Source organism: Ventosimonas gracilis (genome assembly GCF_001580025.1).
Classification (GTDB): domain Bacteria; phylum Pseudomonadota; class Gammaproteobacteria; order Pseudomonadales; family Pseudomonadaceae; genus Ventosimonas; species Ventosimonas gracilis.
Genome location: NZ_LSZO01000178.1, coordinates 1 through 15,334, shown reverse-complemented (window position 1 = coordinate 15,334; position 15,334 = coordinate 1). Strand labels below are relative to the sequence as shown.

Here is a 15,334-nt window from a genome sequence, read left to right as displayed (position 1 = left end):
TCAATCATCGACATGAAAACATCTATCTGGCCTTGCTAAAATTACTGCGTGAACAGCCGCTTTGATCGCGTTTGCTTCCTAAGACCCTAACGAATATATCAGCGCTATTGTTAATCAGATGCTTGGCGAAGCAAAAAACCAAGCCCAAGCGATTATCAATAAAACACTGATTGAAAGCAAAAAAGACTTACAAGAGGCGATAACACAGACCGTACAGACCAGGACAGCCAACATCAAAGCACAGCTTGAGCCGTCCATAGAGCGAGCAAGGCAAGCGGCCTACATAAGCTTGATGGCTGGCTGTGTGGCCGTCTTGGCCTCTGGGATTGCGTTCTGGGCTGCACTATGAAAGGCATAACCACTACTTTTTGTGCTTATTGGGACTTATCGATTACGCCATAATTACGCCAATAGATTCAAGATTTATTTAAAAATCAATGCATTATATGCGTTATTTGATGCCCCTCCTCGGTACCAATTATGAAGCGACATATAAAAACAATTTCCGCATTTAAGCGTAAATAACTGTTTATGTTTGTTATGCCGATTTTAATTAGCGACAATACCAATGCACCCTACATTATGATTGGCGAGCGGGCATGCCGATAGGCATGATCCATGCGCCGTAATAACGGCTATAAGGCTTTTTCAAATACCTTGGAGCCGCGCTGGTAATTATAAAAACTGGCGCGAATGCTGGGTAATCGTTCAACGCTACTTTGCATAAACCCCCGTTCACGAAACCAATGCGCGGTACGCGTGGTTAATACAAACAGGGTTTTAATGCCTTGATTACGGGCGCGGCTTTCAATATGGGCGAGCAGTTGCTCGCCACGGCTTTCATGCCGATAGTCCGCGTGTACGGCAAGGCAGGCGAGTTCGCCGCAATCTGTGCCTTCAATGGGATAAAGACCGGCACAAGCGATAATCAGGCCATCGCGTTCAATCAGGCTAAAGCGCTCGATTTCCTGTTCGAGAATTTCCCGCGAGCGGCGCAGCAAAATGCCTTTTTCTTCCAGCGGGGCAATCAATTCCAGCAGACCGCCAACATCTTCAATGCTGGCAAGGCGCAGTGACTCCATTTGTTCTTTGGTAATCAAAGTACCACTGCCGAGGCGAGTAAAGAGTTCAGAGAGCAGGGCGCTGTCTTGCCGGTAGCTGATAATGTGGCTGCGTCCTACCCCACCTCGACAAGCCGCCAGCGCCGCCGCCAGCAAGCCGCCTGCTTCGCTTTCCACGCCAAGGCGGGCGAGTTGCGCGTCAGCTTGCGCTGGGGTCAGTTCACGCAGCAGTTCGCCCGCCTCGTCTAAAATGCCGGCCTCGCTGCCCAGCAGCAGCAATTTGTCCGCAGCCAGGGCAATGGCGGTTTGTCTGGCGACTTCTTCACAACTTAGGTTGAACACTTCACCTGTTGGCGAGGTGCCGAGCGGCGGCAGCAGCACCAAAGTCCGTTCATCGAGCAGGCGGTTGATGCCTTTGCGGTCGATACGGCGCACTTCGCCGGTGTGCTGGTAGTCAATACCATCGACCACGCCAATGGGTTTTGCGGTGACCAGATTGCCGCTGACCACGCGCAGCCTTGCGCCCTGCATCGGTGAGGCGGCCATATCCATCGACAGCCGCGCCTCCAGCGCGGTGCGCAGTGTTCCTACTGCATCAATCACCGCCGTTAATGCGGCGCTGTCGGTAATGCGCAGCTCGCCTTGATAGCTTTCGCCAAGACCGCGTTCGGCAAGGCGCTGGGCAATCTGCATCCTTGCGCCATAGACCAAGACCAAGCGCACACCCAAGCTGTGCAGCAGTACCAAATCGTGCACGATATTGGCAAAACCCTCATGCTCCAGCGCCTCGCCGGGCAGCATCAGTACAAAGGTGCGGTCACGGTGCGCGTTGATATAAGGGCTGGCATGGCGCAGCCAGTGGACGGAATCAGGCATGGTTAAAGGTCTGCGCGAAGAAAGTAGCCGATTGTAGTGGGTGGATGGGGAAAAGGCAGGGCATTGCGCTGTACCCTGCCTCCCCTCTCTCGCAAGCAGGAAAGAGGGGAGATTTCACTTACTCGCGCCAGTCGTCAATCGGCGGGCAGGCGCAGACCAGGTGGCGGTCGCCGTAGACATTGTCTACGCGATTGACCGCGGGCCAGTATTTATGTTCGCGCGTGGCGGCCGTTGGGGTTAGCGCTTGTGCCAAGGGGTACGGGCGTTTCCAGTCCATCGCATCGGCCAAGGTGTGCGGGGCGTTTTTTAGCGGGTTGTTGTCCGCTGGCAGTTCGCCGCGTTCGACTTGGGCGATTTCTTCACGAATGGCGAGCATGGCCTCAATAAAGCGGTCGAGTTCGCGTTTGGACTCGCTTTCCGTGGGCTCAATCATCAGTGTGCCCGGAACCGGGAAAGACATGGTCGGGGCGTGGAAGCCGTAGTCCATCAGGCGCTTGGCAACGTCTTCTTCGCTGATGCCACTGGCCGCTTTAAGCGGGCGCAAGTCGATAATGCACTCATGCGCCACCCGTCCGTTACGCCCAGAAAACAGCAGCGGATAAGCCTGACTCAGTCGCACCGCCAGATAGTTGGCATTTAAGATGGCCACTTCGCTCGCGGTTTTAAGCCCTTGCCCGCACAGGGCGATATACATCCAGGTAATCGGCAAAATGCTGGCGCTGCCCCAAGGTGCGGCGCTGACCGCCGAGTTGCTTGCCTGTGCGCCTGCCAAATCGACCACCGGGTGCCCGGCGACAAAGGGCGCAAGGTGCGCTTTTACGCCAATCGGCCCCATGCCTGGCCCGCCGCCGCCGTGCGGAATGCAGAAGGTTTTGTGCAAGTTCATATGGGAAACGTCCGCGCCTATATCGGCCGGACGCGCGAGGCCGACTTGCGCGTTGAGATTTGCGCCGTCCATATAAACCTGCCCACCGTGCGCGTGGATGCAGGCGCAGATTTCGTCGATGCCTTCTTCATACACGCCGTGGGTCGAGGGGTAGGTAATCATCAGGCAGGACAGCCTGTCCCCAGCCTCTGCCGCTTTACGCGCGAGGTCTTCACGGTTGACGTTGCCCTGCTCGTCGCATTCGACGATTTGAATGCGAAGACCGGCCATATGAGCGGTCGCTGGATTGGTGCCGTGCGCGGAAGCGGGAATAAGGCAGATGTCGCGCGCTTGTTGCCCTTGGCTTTTTTGGTAAGCGCGAATGGCGAGCAAGCCCGCGTATTCGCCTTGTGCGCCGGAATTGGGCTGCATGCTGATGGCATCGAAACCGGTAATGGCACAGAGCCAGCGTTCCAGCTCGTCAATCATCAGCCGGTAGCCCATCGCTTGCTCGCGCGGCACAAAGGGATGCAGCGCGGCCAATTGCGGCCAGCTAATCGGCATCATCTCGCTGCTGGCATTGAGCTTCATGGTGCAGGAGCCGAGCGGGATCATCGCCTGATTAAGCGCCAAGTCCTTGTCTTCCAAGCGCTTTAAATAGCGCAGCATTTCGGTTTCGCTGTGGTATTGGTTAAACAGCGGATGGGTTAAATAGTCTGAAGTGCGGCGCAGCTCATCAGGAATACCGCCGGCTAATGCTTCGTTATCCAATGTCGCGAGTGAAAGGCCATGCCCTTCGCCCAAAAATACCGTCCACAGTTGCTCTACCGTCGCTTCGCTGCACGTCTCATCCAGGCTAAGCGCTAAATGCTCGCTATCGACCATGCGTAAGTTGATGCGTGCCGCTTGCGCCCGTTCAAGAATGGCCGCTTGCGGCTTGACGCGCAGGGTTAAGGTGTCGAAGAAATGCTTATTTGAGCGGGCAATGCCAGCGCGCTCAAGACCCGCGGCAAGAATTTCGGTCAACCGCTGCACACGCTGCGCTATGCGTTTTAAGCCCACCGGGCCGTGGTAGATGGCGTAAAAGGCGGAGATATTGGCGAGCAGCGCCTGTGCGGTGCAGACGTTGGAGTTGGCTTTTTCACGGCGGATATGCTGCTCGCGGGTTTGCAGTGCCATGCGCAGCGCGAGCTTGCCGCGTGCGTCTTTGGAGACGCCAATCATCCGTCCGGGCATGGCGCGTTTGTAAGCATCACGGGTGGCGAAGAATGCCGCGTGCGGCCCGCCGTAGCCCATCGGCACGCCAAAACGCTGCGCCGAACCCAGCACGACGTCCGCACCCAGTTCTCCGGGCGGGGTGAGTAGCAACAGGCTGAGCAAATCCGCCGCCACACAGGCCAGCGCTTGTTTGGCGTGCAGCGCATCGATAATCGGCTTTAAGTCACGAATTTCGCCGAAGCTGTCTGGATATTGCAGCAGTGCGCCGAAAACATCCGTTTCGGCGGCTTTTTCCGGCTCATCGATAATCAGTTCAAAAGCAAACGCGCCCGCGCGGGTTTTCAGTACAGAAATAGTCTGCGGATGGCAGTTTTTATCGACAAAAAATGCATTCGCTTGGCTTTTACTTATGCGCCTTGCCAAGGCCATACCTTCAGCCGCTGCGGTGGCTTCATCCAATAGCGAAGCACCGGCGAGTTCAAGACCGGTCAAATCACAGGTCATCTGCTGAAAAGCCAGCAGCGCTTCGAGGCGGCCTTGCGAGATTTCCGGCTGATAGGGCGTGTAGGCGGTATACCAGCCGGGGTTTTCCAGCACATTGCGCACAATCACATTGGGCGTGTGGGTGCCGTAGTAGCCCATGCCAATCAAACTGGTAAAAAGCTGGTTTTGCTCGGCATAGCCGCGCAGTTTGGCGAGCGCTGCGGGTTCATCCAGCGCCTCGGGCAAGTCAAGCGGTGTGTGCAGGCGGATGGCCGGCGGCACGGTTTTCTCAATCAGTTCATCACGGCTAGCAAGACCTAAGGTTTGCAGCATGGCTTGCTGCTCGTCATCCGAAGGGCCAAGGTGACGGCGCAAAAAAGCATCGGGCTGCGCCAGTTGGGACAGGCGGGGCGTTTGTGGCATGGTTGGAACTCACAGTCTGCCCGCCCCGCAGATGGGACGAGCGAGTAGATAAGGGTTAGTCGATGCTCGCTTGGTAGGCGCTGCTGTCTAAAAGGTTATCCAGTTCGCTGGCATCGTTGGGTTTCAGGCGAAAAATCCAGCTTTGGTACGGCTCGCTGTTTAGCTGCTCGGGACTGTCTTGCAGCGCTTCGTTGACGGCAATCACTTGCCCTGCTATCGGCGCATAAATATCGGAAGCGGCTTTGACCGATTCGACCACGCCCGCTTCTTGCCCGGCGGCCAGTTGTTTGCCGACTTGTGGCAGCTCGACAAATACCACATCGCCCAAAGCTTCTTGCGCGTGGTCGGAAATGCCAACGCTAACGCTGCCATCGGCTTCCAGATGCGCCCATTCATGGCTTTTCGCATAGCGACGGTCGTTTGGGGTTGTACTCATTTTTATCTCCTCGGATTTATCGAATTAAATCAGCGCTTTGCCATTTCGCACAAAAGCCGGTTTGACTACGCGCACCGGGCACCATTTGCCGCGAATTTCGACCTCGGCACGTTCGCCGGTCGCTTTAGGCACGCGCGCGAGCGCAATGGATTTGCCTAAAGTCGGCGAGAAGCTGCCGCTGGTAATTTCACCGACACCTGCACCTTCCACGCGCACGGTTTGATGCGCACGCAGTACGCCGCGCTCTTCCAAAACCAGACCCACCAATTTGGGCAACTCGCCCGCCTCACGCTGTTCTTCTAAAACGTTACGACCGATAAAATGGCGTTCTTTGGGCGTGAACGCAATCGTCCAGGCCATATTGGCAGCCAGTGGCGAGGTGGTTTCGTCCATATCCTGTCCGTACAGGTTCATCCCTGCTTCCAGACGCAAGGTATCGCGTGCGCCCAAACCGACCGGGGCAATACCCGCGCCAATCAGGTCATTAAACAGAGCGCAAACCTCGCTTTGCGGCAGGATAATTTCCAGCCCGTCTTCACCGGTATAACCGGTACGCGCGATAAACCAGCCGCCGTCCGCTACCGCGTGAAAGACTTCTAAACCCTCAATCAGTGCAGCGCGGGCGCTGCCTAAGAGTTCGCAGGTCTTGGCGCGAGCCGAAGGCCCTTGAATGGCGAGCATGGCAAGGTCGCGACGCGAAGTAATTTCCACCGCAAAATCGCCTGCTTGCTGCTGCATCCAGGCGAGGTCTTTATCGCGCGTACCCGCATTGACCACTAAACGGTAGCCGCTATCGGTCAAATAGACGATCAGGTCGTCAATCACGCCGCCTTGTGGATTAAGCATGGCGCTGTACAGCGCTTTGCCGACGGTAGTCAGCCTTGCTACATCATTGGCGAGCAGATGCTGCAAATAGGCCTTTGCGCCCTCGCCTGCGATATCGACCACGGCCATATGCGAGACATCAAAGACCCCGCAATCACGGCGTACCTGATGATGTTCTTCAACTTGCGAGCCGTAGTGCAGCGGCATGTCCCAGCCGCCAAAATCGACCATCCTTGCGCCTAACGCGACGTGTTGTTGATAGAGCGGAGTGTGCTGTCCCATAAGTTCTCCCAGCAGACAGGCGTTATTGGATGGGCAGGCATTGTAGCCGCTTGCGACCGGCACGGGTCAATGCGCCTTTGCTGAACGGCGAATCAGGCCAATAACGGGCAACAGGCCGACGGCGACCAGCGTTAATGCGGGCAGCGAGGCGCGTGACCATTCGCCTTCGCTGGTCATCTCAAAAATGCGCACGGCCAGCGTGTCCCAGCCGAACGGGCGCAGCAGCAAGGTGGCGGGCATTTCTTTGAGCACATCGACAAAGACCAAAAGCGCCGCCGATAGCGCCGCCGGCAGCAGCAACGGCAGATAGACACGCAAAAACAGTGCGGTACCGGAAGTTCCCAGCGAACGCGCAGCTTCCGGCAGTGATGGGCGGATGCGTGCCAAGGCGCTTTCCAGCGTGCCAAAGCCCGCCGCCATAAAGCGCACCAAGTAGGCCAGTATCAACGCGGTCAAGCTGCCGACCAACAGCGGTTTGCCCGCACCGCCCAAAGCTTTGGATAGCGGGATAACCAGCACTTGGTCAAGCCAGCTAAAACCCAGCATCAGCGAAACGGCGAGCACCGCGCCGGGCAGCGCATAGCCCAGATTGGCGATACCAACGGCGGCCTGCACGCTGCGCTTTTGGCTAAAACGCTGGGCAAAGGCCAGCAGCAAGGCAGCGGCTACCGTGACCAGCGCGGCCAGCGCGGCCAGATACAGGCTATGCATGATCAGGCCCAGGTAGCGCTCGTCCAAATCCAGGCGCCCGCGCTGCCAGAACCAAGCAATAAGCTGCAACAGTGGAATGACAAAGGCCAAGGCAAATACCAACAGGCAGCCACTGCTCGCCGCCAGCGCCTTCCATCCGTGCAGCCGATAGAGCGGCGCCGTTCTTGCCCGTTCATTGGCCGCGCGTAGCGCACCACGCGCATAGCGCTCGCCAAACAACGTCAGCAGTACAAACAGCAACAACAAACTGGCCAGTTGCGCCGCCGTACCCAGGCTGAAAAAACCGTACCAAGTCTTGTAGATAGCGGTGGTAAAGGTATCGAAGTTAAATACCGCAACCGCGCCAAAATCGGCCAAGGTCTCCATCAGCGCCAGCGCAACCCCGGCACCAATCGCCGGACGCGCCATCGGTAGCGCCACTTTCCAAAAACCTTGCCAAGGCGTTTGTCCAAGCGAACGCGCCGCTTCCATCAGTCCTTTGCCTTGCGCGAGAAAAGCGCTGCGTGCCAGCAAATAGACGTAAGGGTAAAACACCAGCACCAGCACCAAAATCACCCCGCCCGCCGAACGCACGCGGGGAAACCGAAAGCCTGCACCGAACCATTCACGCATCAGCGTTTGCAAGGGCCCTGCAAAGTCGAGCAGGCCGACAAAGACAAACGCCAGCACATAAGAAGGCACGGCAAACGGCAGCATGAGCGCCCAATCCAGCCAGCGCCTGCCGGGAAACTCGCACAAACTGGTCAGCCAGGCAAGACTCACCCCCAAAAGCAGTACGCCAAAACCTACGCCAAGTGCCAGCAGCAAGGTATTGCTGAGCAATTTGCGCATTTGCGTCGCCCACAGATGTGACCAGATTTCCTGGTCGATATGCCCCCAACTGAGCAGTAGCACCGTTAAAGGCAGCAGGACCAGTGCGGCAATGGGGAAAACCAGGCCATAACCGTAACGCGCAGAAATCAACACAGACATCCCAAAACAAAAACGCCCCGAAGGGCGATCACAAATATTGTGCCACCCTCTCCCATAAATGGGAGAGGGGAGAAAATCAGTTCCAGCCCACCCTATCCATCATGCGGATGGCTTCAGCCTGACGGAGCCCGGCAACTTCAACGGGAATGGTATCGGCCTTAAAACCGCCCCAAGAGGCCACTTCTTCCGACGGCGGCACCGACGGATTGGCCGGATACTCCTGATTGGTATCGGCAAAAATGCGCTGTGCGTGCTCGCCGGTCATCCACTCAATCAGCTTTTTTGCAGCCTCCGGATGCGGTGCGTGCAGCGTTAAGCCAATGCCGGACAGGTTGACATGCACGCCGCGGTCATTTTGGTTCGGCCAAAACGGCTGCACTTTTAAATTCGGGTTCTGCCGGTGCAGGCGACCGTAGTAATAGGTATTGGCGATGCCGACATCGCATTGTCCGGCATCGATGGCTTGCAGCAGCGCGATGTCATCGGAGAACGGGTCAGTCGCCAAATTGTTGACCCAGCCTTGCAGGATTTGCTCGGCCTTGGCCGCACCGTGCGTTTCAATCAGCGTGGCGGTGAGTGACTGATTGTAGACCTTTTTGCTGGTGCGCAGACACAGCCGCCCTTCCCACTCGCTATCCGCCAGCGCTTCGTAAGTGGAAAGCTCCGACGGCTGCACCCGTTCGGTGGAATAAAAGATGGTGCGTGCGCGCAACGACAAACCCGTCCAGCTCGCCGTGCTGGAGCGGTATTGTGACGGGATATTTTGCTCGACCACCTTCGATTTAAACGGCTGCAAAATGCCCATTTGCTCGGCCTGCCAAAGATTGCCCCCATCGACGGTAATCAACAAATCCGCCACGCCGTTTTCACCTTCGGCCTTGATGCGCTGCATCAGCGGCGCTTCTTTATCGGTGATGAATTTAACGGTCACGCCGGTTTCGGCCTTGTAGGCATCAAAGACCGGCTTGATCAGCTCGTCGATGCGCGAGGAATAGACCACCACTTCATCCGCTGCGGCCTGCGCCGAAACGGCGGCAAAACCCAGCACCAGCGCCGTTAGAAAAGGTTTCCTGCCAAACATCCTACCGCTCCTGCTCCATAAAATTGCGAATGATAATAGACACTGATTAAAAAATCTTGTCGCGTTGCGGTATGCAAAGGTCGCACCAGAAGCAAAACCCGCCGCCCACGCGTCCATCATAGGCATTGGCTACGTTTCGTATTTAAGTCTTGGGGAATACTTGTGACGATTAGCGTATTTGACCTGTTTAAGATAGGCATCGGCCCATCCAGCTCGCATACGGTAGGCCCGATGCGGGCGGCGGCGCTGTTTATCGAGGCGCTGCGCGAACAGGGCTTGCTTGCCCAAGTGAAACGCATTGAGGTGCGCCTGTACGGCTCGCTGTCGGCCACCGGGGTCGGCCACGGCAGCGATCATGCAGTGATTATGGGTTTGATGGGACATTGGCCGGATAAAATCGCCCCCAAGCAGGTTGCCCCAGCCATTGAAGCGCTGCGCCAAAGCGGCACGCTGCTGCTCGCTGGCAAGCTGCCGGTGCCTTTTGATTGGTCGCGCGATATGCTCCTGCTGGATGAAAACCTGCCCTATCATCCCAACGCCATGCGCCTGATCGCTTTTGGCGAAAACGGCGCGTTACACAGCAATACCTACTATTCCGTTGGCGGCGGCTTTGTGGTCGATGAAGCACAGGCCAGCGCCGGACAGCCTGACGGGGCACAGGTCCAACTGCCCTATCAATTTTCCAGCGCCGCCGAACTTTTGACGCTCTGTGCAAAACATCATCGGCGCGTATCGGATTTAATGCTCGCCAATGAACTGACTTGGCGCAGCGAGGCCGATATTCGCGCAGGTTTAGAGCAACTCTGGCAAGTGATGCAAGAATGCGTGACTAACGGTTTAAGCGCCGAAGGCATTTTGCCCGGCGGGCTACAGGTCAAACGCCGCGCGGCCAGGCTCTACCAAAGCCTGCAACGCATTGAGCAGCCCAACCTGATTGGCTCGACCATGAGCGCGATGGAATGGGTCAACCTTTACGCGCTCGCGGTCAACGAGGAAAACGCCGCCGGTGGGCGCATGGTCACAGCACCGACCAACGGCGCGGCGGGGATTATTCCGGCGGTTTTGCACTATTACATGCGCTTTAACCAACACATCAGCGAGGACGACCTGCTGCGCTTTTTCTTGGGCGCGGCGGCAGTTGGCATTCTGTGCAAGAAAAACGCCTCGATTTCCGGCGCGGAAGTCGGCTGTCAGGGCGAGGTCGGCTCAGCTTGCGCAATGGCCGCCGCAGGTCTCGCCGAAGTCTTGGGCGCAACCCCCGCACAGTGGGAAAACGCCGCTGAAATCGGGCTGGAACATAACTTAGGACTCACTTGCGATCCGGTCGGCGGACTGGTGCAAGTGCCCTGCATCGAGCGCAATGCCATTGCCGCAGTAAAAGCCATCAACGCCGCACAAATGGCTCTGCGTGGCGACGGCGAGCACTTTATCTCGCTCGATCGCGTCATCCGCACCATGCGCGATACCGGTGCCGACATGCACGATAAATACAAAGAAACCTCGCGCGGCGGCCTCGCGGTTAGCGCGGTGGAGTGCTAGCTCCCTAGCCCACTTGTGGGGGCTTGCGAAGCATGGCTTCGCTTCCGACTGAACGCCAGCCACATTGTGGCTGTCGCGCTTTTGCCAAACTGTGCCAAACAATACATCTCAGGTAGCATGGCCGGTTTTGCCGCATGCCATCCGCTTAAGGAGTACCCGAAATGTCATTGATCCATTACCCACCCTCCTATTACGCAGCCTCGGCCAATCCCGCACCTGAACGTCCGCCATTGCAGGGTGAAACCAGCGCCGATGTATGCGTGATTGGCGCGGGCTTCACCGGCCTATCCACGGCGATTGCCCTGCTTGAAGGCGGGTTTTCCGTGGTTGTGCTGGAAGCGGCCAAAGTGGGCTTTGGCGCATCCGGTCGTAACGGCGGGCAAATCGTCAACAGCTACAGCCGCGATATTGATGCCATTGAACGCAGCGTCAGCGCGGGCAGCGCCAAACTGCTGGCCGATATGGCCTTTGCAGGCGGGCGTATTATCCGCGAGCGCGTACAAAAATACGGCATCGCCTGCGATTTAAAAGACGGCGGGGTATTTGCCGCATTAACCGCCAAGCAAATAAAGCATCTGGAAGCACAAAAGCGCCTGTGGGAACGCTTCGGTTATAACAATCAACTGGAGATGCTCGACGACCAAGGCATTCGCGGCGTAGTCGCCAGCGAGCGCTATGTAGGCGGCCTGTTGGATAAAAGCGGCGGTCATATCCATCCGCTTAATCTGGCGCTAGGTGAAGCAGCGGCGGTTGAACGCTTGAGCGGGCGCATTTACGAACAGTCGCCCGCCACGCGCATCGAGCGCGGCGCACAGCCGGTCGTGCATACGGCAGAAGGGCAAGTTAAAGCCCGATTTGTGGTGGTCGCCGGTAATGCCTATCTTGGCAATCTAGTGCCTGAGTTGGCTGCCAAATCCATGCCCTGTGGCACTCAGGTGATTACCACCGAACCGCTGTCTGAAGAGATCGCCAAAACACTGCTGCCGCAGGATTACTGCGTGGAGGACTGCAACTATCTGCTCGATTACTACCGGCTTTCTGCCGAAAGGCGGCTGATTTACGGCGGTGGCGTAGTCTACGGCGCACGCGACCCGGCCAATATTGAAGCGATTATCCGCCCGAAAATGCTCAAAACCTTCCCGCAACTGGAAAAAGTCAAGGTCGATTTTGCCTGGACAGGAAACTTCCTGCTGACCTTGTCGCGCCTGCCGCAAGTCGGACGGCTTAATGACAACATTTATTATTCACAAGGTTGCAGTGGTCACGGCGTCACCTTCACCCATGTGGTCGGTAAAGCGCTGGCCGAAGCCATTAACGGGCAAGCCAGTCGCTTTGATGCCTTTGCCGAACTGCCACACTACCCATTCCCCGGAGGGCGACTTTTCCGCGTGCCTTTTACCGCAATCGGTGCTTGGTATTACAGCTTGCGCGACAAGCTCGGCATCTGACATGCGAAAACAAAAAACCGGCCAAGGCCGGTTTTTTGTTGGTAGCGGATTTATTGCCTAACTTCCTTCTCCGCTTCCACTTGCGCCTCTACACGGCGGTTCAGTGCACGACCTTCTTTGGTGGCGTTATCCGCAATCGGACGGGTTTTGCCGTAACCGGCCGAATCCACGCGCGACGGATCAATGCCGTACTGGTTAACCAGCACTTGTTTGACCGCATTGGCACGGCGCTCAGACAGCCGCTGGTTGTAGGCATCTGCACCGGTCGAGTCGGTATGGCCTTCTACCTTGGTGCTGGTCTGCGGGTACTGGTGCATAAAGTCTGCCAGACTTTTGATGTCGCCTTGGCTTTCCGGTTTTACCTGTGCCTTGTCAAAATCAAACTTCACGTCCAATTCAGCACGCACCGGAACAAACTGTACCGAACATCCATCAGCATCGACTTCAACGCCGTGGGGAGTATCCGGGCAGCGGTCTACATCGTCGCAAACACCGTCACCATCGCTGTCCGCACAAGCAGCTAGAGGCGTGGGAATAGGTGCAGGCTGCGGCGTTACCTGTGCCACTGTACGGGTGCCACCGCTACTGCCGCCAAAGTTAAAGCCAACGCCAAGACCTGCCTGCCATTCGCTATCGCCGCGGTCAAAGTTGTAAAGGCCATCGACCCCAGCGCGCAGAAAGAAATTCTCGCCGACATAATATTTAAGGCCAGCGCCGATAATGCCTTGGGTGGTGCGATCACGCCCACCACCGCCTTGGCCCAAGCTTTGATGGCCAAAACCGGCTGAAATATAGGGACGCAGACCCGCGCCTGGCGTGCCGAAATGGTAAATACTGGTCAGGCTAAAATCCTCACCGTGGACTTTACTGGAAGGGGTCTCTTTGAGGCGGATATCGTGGTATCTACCGTAAGACAACGCCAATTCAACATCATCGGTTAAAAAATAGCCTAAGGTACCGCCAAACAGTTTACCTCGGCTGTCGTGTTTGTAATCGCGGGTAGAGTCCGCAAAGAAACGATTGGCGAAAATCTCCCCCTCAACGGCACCTTGGCCTTGGGCAAAGACAGTGCTGGAGGCACCCGCCAGCAGGGCACCGATAACTGCACCCAAAGTATTCTTTAATTTCATGGATTAATCTCCGGACTTATCTTCCATGATAGGCACAGGCGTTAGCCATGCCAAAAATATTAGCAGTGCTCGCAAACAACGAAAGGCAAGCAGCCTTCCCAAGGATACTGCTTAAATTCCAAGAGATTCGTGTATTTTGCGTCAAAAACCTGCTATCAAGCAAGTTAGTCTGCCAAAAGAGCCTGCCAAAAGCGCAAAAATGGCCTGACTTGACAGTACCTGTTACCAATTATTGCCATGTCCATTGTGGCCTTGTATTTAATCGCCCTCTGCCTTTTCTTGCGGATAGGCTGTGGCGCGTTCAAGTAGTTCGGTGGGCAAGTGTTTACTGACGCGCGCACCGAGTTTGCGCAAACTTTCGACCCTTCCAATCAGATTGCCGCGGCCGCTATCCAATTTATTGCGGGCTTTAGAATAGGTTTCGTCCAGTTTTTTAAGCTGTTTACCGATGTCTTCAAGGTCATTGATTAGCCCGACAAATTTGTCATACAGACTGCCTGCGGCTTCTGCAATTTCGCGGGCGTTTTGGCTTTGCCGCTCTTGCCGCCAGAGGCTTTCAATCAGGCGCAAAGTAGCGAGCATAGTGGTCGGACTGACGATAATGATTTGTTGTTGATAGGCTTCTTGCAACAGTCCCGGTTCGATTTGCAAAGCGGCCGCAAAAGCCGCTTCAATGGGAACAAAAATCAGCACAAAATCCAAGCTTTGCAAACCCACAAGGCGCTGATAATCCTTAGGTGCCAGCCCTTTGATGTGTTTTTTTAGCGACGCTACGTGTTGCTTTTGCAGCGCAAGTCGTTCGTTTTCATCGGTGCAATCAATCAATTGCTGCCAGACGGTCAAACTGACTTTGGCATCGACCACCACTTGCCGTCCACCCGGCAGGTTAATCAACGCATCCGGTTGCAAGCGCTCACCCTCTTCGTTGCGCAGACTCACTTGGGTTTGATACTCGCGGCCTTTTTCCAATCCGGCATGTTCCAACACGCGCTCCAGCACCATTTCGCCCCAACTACCTTGGGTTTTCTGCCCCTTAAGGGCAAGGCTTAAGCGGCTGGCTTCATCGCCCAAGCGCTGGTTAAGCGTTTGTAATTGCTTAAGTTCATTAGCCAGTGAAAAACGCTCGCGGGCTTCGTTTTGATAACTTTCTTCCACGCGCTTTTCAAAATGACCGATACGCTCGCGTAAAGGCTCAAGTAGTTGCGTCAACTGTTGTCCACTGGTTTCACTAAAACGCTGCTCGCGGGCATCAAAGATTTTCCCAGCCAGCTCCGCAAATTGTGCACGCAGTTCATCACGCGCCGCCTGTAAATCAGTCAGTCGCTGCCTGCTGCTCTCTTGCTGCGAGGCAAGCTGCGCCTGCATCGCAGCACGCTCGCTGGCAAGCCTGCGCAGTTCGGCTTCTTTTTGCTCGCGTTCATACGTGCCCGTTTTGCGTTCTTCCGCCAATAACAGGCTCTCACGACGCAACGCCGCCAGCTCCGATTGGTTGGCCGCCCCGGCCTCGCGCAAGCGCTCCAACTCAAGCTGCTGCCTGGCTTTAACCTGCTCGCTGCGCCAGAGCCAAAAAGCCAGCGGCGCCGCCGCCAATAACGCCCCCGTCACAACCGAAATTACGTCAACCAACATGGGTATACTCCACAAAAACCGGCGGCGAGTATAAAGGCTATTGCCAATCGAGAGCCTCGAAGAGAAGCGAGGCAGAAACTAAACAACGTGCCATTTTTTATATTACAAATTCGGCTTCAATCGAGTAGGTATTTCCATGTTAATCCCTTGGCAACAACTACAAACCGATACACTGAATAACCTGCTGGAAGACTTTGTCACCCGCGACGGCAGTGATAATGGTGATGAAACACCGGTTAATGTACGGATAGAACGCGCTCGCCGCGCATTGGAAAAAGGCACGGCGGTTATTTTATTTGACCCATCCAGCGGGCAATGCCAATTGCTGCTAAAAAGCCAGGTACCCGCCGAAGTG

General features: G+C 56.1%; 12 protein-coding genes. 4 read left to right on the top strand and 8 right to left on the bottom strand.

Annotated features, from left to right (window positions below; all coding sequences use genetic code 11):
* The first annotated feature begins 97 nt into the window (after positions 1 to 97).
* Positions 98 to 349, top strand: a complete 252-nt coding sequence (gene traM / locus AXE65_RS14465; RefSeq protein ID WP_369126238.1) for a conjugal transfer transcriptional regulator TraM — start codon at positions 98 to 100, stop codon at positions 347 to 349.
* A 286-nt stretch (positions 350 to 635) separates the two neighbouring features.
* Here the strand turns inward: traM and argA are convergent, their stop codons facing one another.
* The 6 genes from argA to AXE65_RS09855 form a co-directional block, all read right to left on the bottom strand.
* Positions 636 to 1,937 (bottom strand): amino-acid N-acetyltransferase, encoded by a 1,302-nt coding sequence (argA, locus tag AXE65_RS09880; RefSeq protein WP_068391585.1) that lies wholly within the window; start codon positions 1,935 to 1,937, stop codon positions 636 to 638.
* A 118-nt stretch (positions 1,938 to 2,055) separates the two neighbouring features.
* Positions 2,056 to 4,926, bottom strand: a complete 2,871-nt coding sequence (gcvP, locus tag AXE65_RS09875) for an aminomethyl-transferring glycine dehydrogenase (RefSeq protein WP_068391582.1) — start codon at positions 4,924 to 4,926, stop codon at positions 2,056 to 2,058.
* Positions 4,927 to 4,981: 55 nt separating this feature from the next.
* The gene (gene gcvH, locus AXE65_RS09870; RefSeq protein WP_068391579.1) at positions 4,982 to 5,362 is read right to left on the bottom strand and encodes a glycine cleavage system protein GcvH; all 381 of its coding nucleotides are present in this window, start codon (positions 5,360 to 5,362) and stop codon (positions 4,982 to 4,984) included.
* Between the two features lie 24 nt (positions 5,363 to 5,386).
* On the bottom strand, positions 5,387 to 6,469 hold the full coding sequence (gene gcvT, locus AXE65_RS09865) for a glycine cleavage system aminomethyltransferase GcvT (protein ID WP_068391591.1): 1,083 nt from the start codon (positions 6,467 to 6,469) through the stop codon (positions 5,387 to 5,389).
* 66 nt (positions 6,470 to 6,535) lie between these two features.
* A complete protein-coding gene (locus tag AXE65_RS09860) occupies positions 6,536 to 8,152 on the bottom strand; it encodes an ABC transporter permease (RefSeq protein WP_068391575.1) in 1,617 nt (538 codons plus the stop codon).
* 76 nt (positions 8,153 to 8,228) lie between these two features.
* Positions 8,229 to 9,233 (bottom strand): extracellular solute-binding protein, encoded by a 1,005-nt coding sequence (locus tag AXE65_RS09855; RefSeq protein ID WP_068391573.1) that lies wholly within the window; start codon positions 9,231 to 9,233, stop codon positions 8,229 to 8,231.
* Positions 9,234 to 9,395: 162 nt separating this feature from the next.
* Here AXE65_RS09855 and AXE65_RS09850 point away from each other — a divergent pair, with 162 nt between their 5' ends.
* Together AXE65_RS09850 and AXE65_RS09845 are read left to right on the top strand one after the other, a co-directional pair.
* Positions 9,396 to 10,772, top strand: a complete 1,377-nt coding sequence (locus tag AXE65_RS09850) for an L-serine ammonia-lyase (RefSeq protein WP_068391571.1) — start codon at positions 9,396 to 9,398, stop codon at positions 10,770 to 10,772.
* A gap of 161 nt (positions 10,773 to 10,933) precedes the next feature.
* Positions 10,934 to 12,220, top strand: coding sequence for an NAD(P)/FAD-dependent oxidoreductase (locus tag AXE65_RS09845; protein WP_068391569.1), 1,287 nt, complete (start codon positions 10,934 to 10,936; stop codon positions 12,218 to 12,220).
* A gap of 50 nt (positions 12,221 to 12,270) precedes the next feature.
* Here AXE65_RS09845 and AXE65_RS09840 read toward each other — a convergent pair whose 3' ends face one another.
* Positions 12,271 to 13,350, bottom strand: a complete 1,080-nt coding sequence (locus tag AXE65_RS09840) for an OmpA family protein (RefSeq protein WP_068391567.1) — start codon at positions 13,348 to 13,350, stop codon at positions 12,271 to 12,273.
* Positions 13,351 to 13,608: 258 nt separating this feature from the next.
* On the bottom strand, positions 13,609 to 14,979 hold the full coding sequence (locus tag AXE65_RS09835; RefSeq protein ID WP_068391564.1) for a DNA recombination protein RmuC: 1,371 nt from the start codon (positions 14,977 to 14,979) through the stop codon (positions 13,609 to 13,611).
* A 136-nt stretch (positions 14,980 to 15,115) separates the two neighbouring features.
* Between AXE65_RS09835 and AXE65_RS09830 the strand changes: the two genes are divergently transcribed.
* Positions 15,116 to 15,334, top strand: a 219-nt coding sequence (locus AXE65_RS09830) for a YheU family protein (RefSeq protein ID WP_068391560.1), incomplete at its 3' end; no start/stop codon positions are given.

What these genes read in the sequence shown, in the direction of transcription:
- argA (WP_068391585.1), bottom strand. Translation starts at nt 1,937, where the DNA reads ATGCCTGATTCCGTCCACTGGCTGCGCCATGCCAGCCCTTATATCAAC.
- gcvP (WP_068391582.1), bottom strand. Translation starts at nt 4,926, where the DNA reads ATGCCACAAACGCCCCGCCTGTCCCAACTGGCGCAGCCCGATGCTTTT.
- gcvH (WP_068391579.1), bottom strand. Translation starts at nt 5,362, where the DNA reads ATGAGTACAACCCCAAACGACCGTCGCTATGCGAAAAGCCATGAATGG.
- gcvT (WP_068391591.1), bottom strand. Translation starts at nt 6,469, where the DNA reads ATGGGACAGCACACTCCGCTCTATCAACAACACGTCGCGTTAGGCGCA.
- AXE65_RS09860 (WP_068391575.1), bottom strand. Translation starts at nt 8,152, where the DNA reads ATGTCTGTGTTGATTTCTGCGCGTTACGGTTATGGCCTGGTTTTCCCC.
- AXE65_RS09855 (WP_068391573.1), bottom strand. Translation starts at nt 9,233, where the DNA reads ATGTTTGGCAGGAAACCTTTTCTAACGGCGCTGGTGCTGGGTTTTGCC.
- AXE65_RS09845 (WP_068391569.1), top strand. Translation starts at nt 10,934, where the DNA reads ATGTCATTGATCCATTACCCACCCTCCTATTACGCAGCCTCGGCCAAT.
- AXE65_RS09840 (WP_068391567.1), bottom strand. Translation starts at nt 13,350, where the DNA reads ATGAAATTAAAGAATACTTTGGGTGCAGTTATCGGTGCCCTGCTGGCG.
- AXE65_RS09835 (WP_068391564.1), bottom strand. Translation starts at nt 14,979, where the DNA reads ATGTTGGTTGACGTAATTTCGGTTGTGACGGGGGCGTTATTGGCGGCG.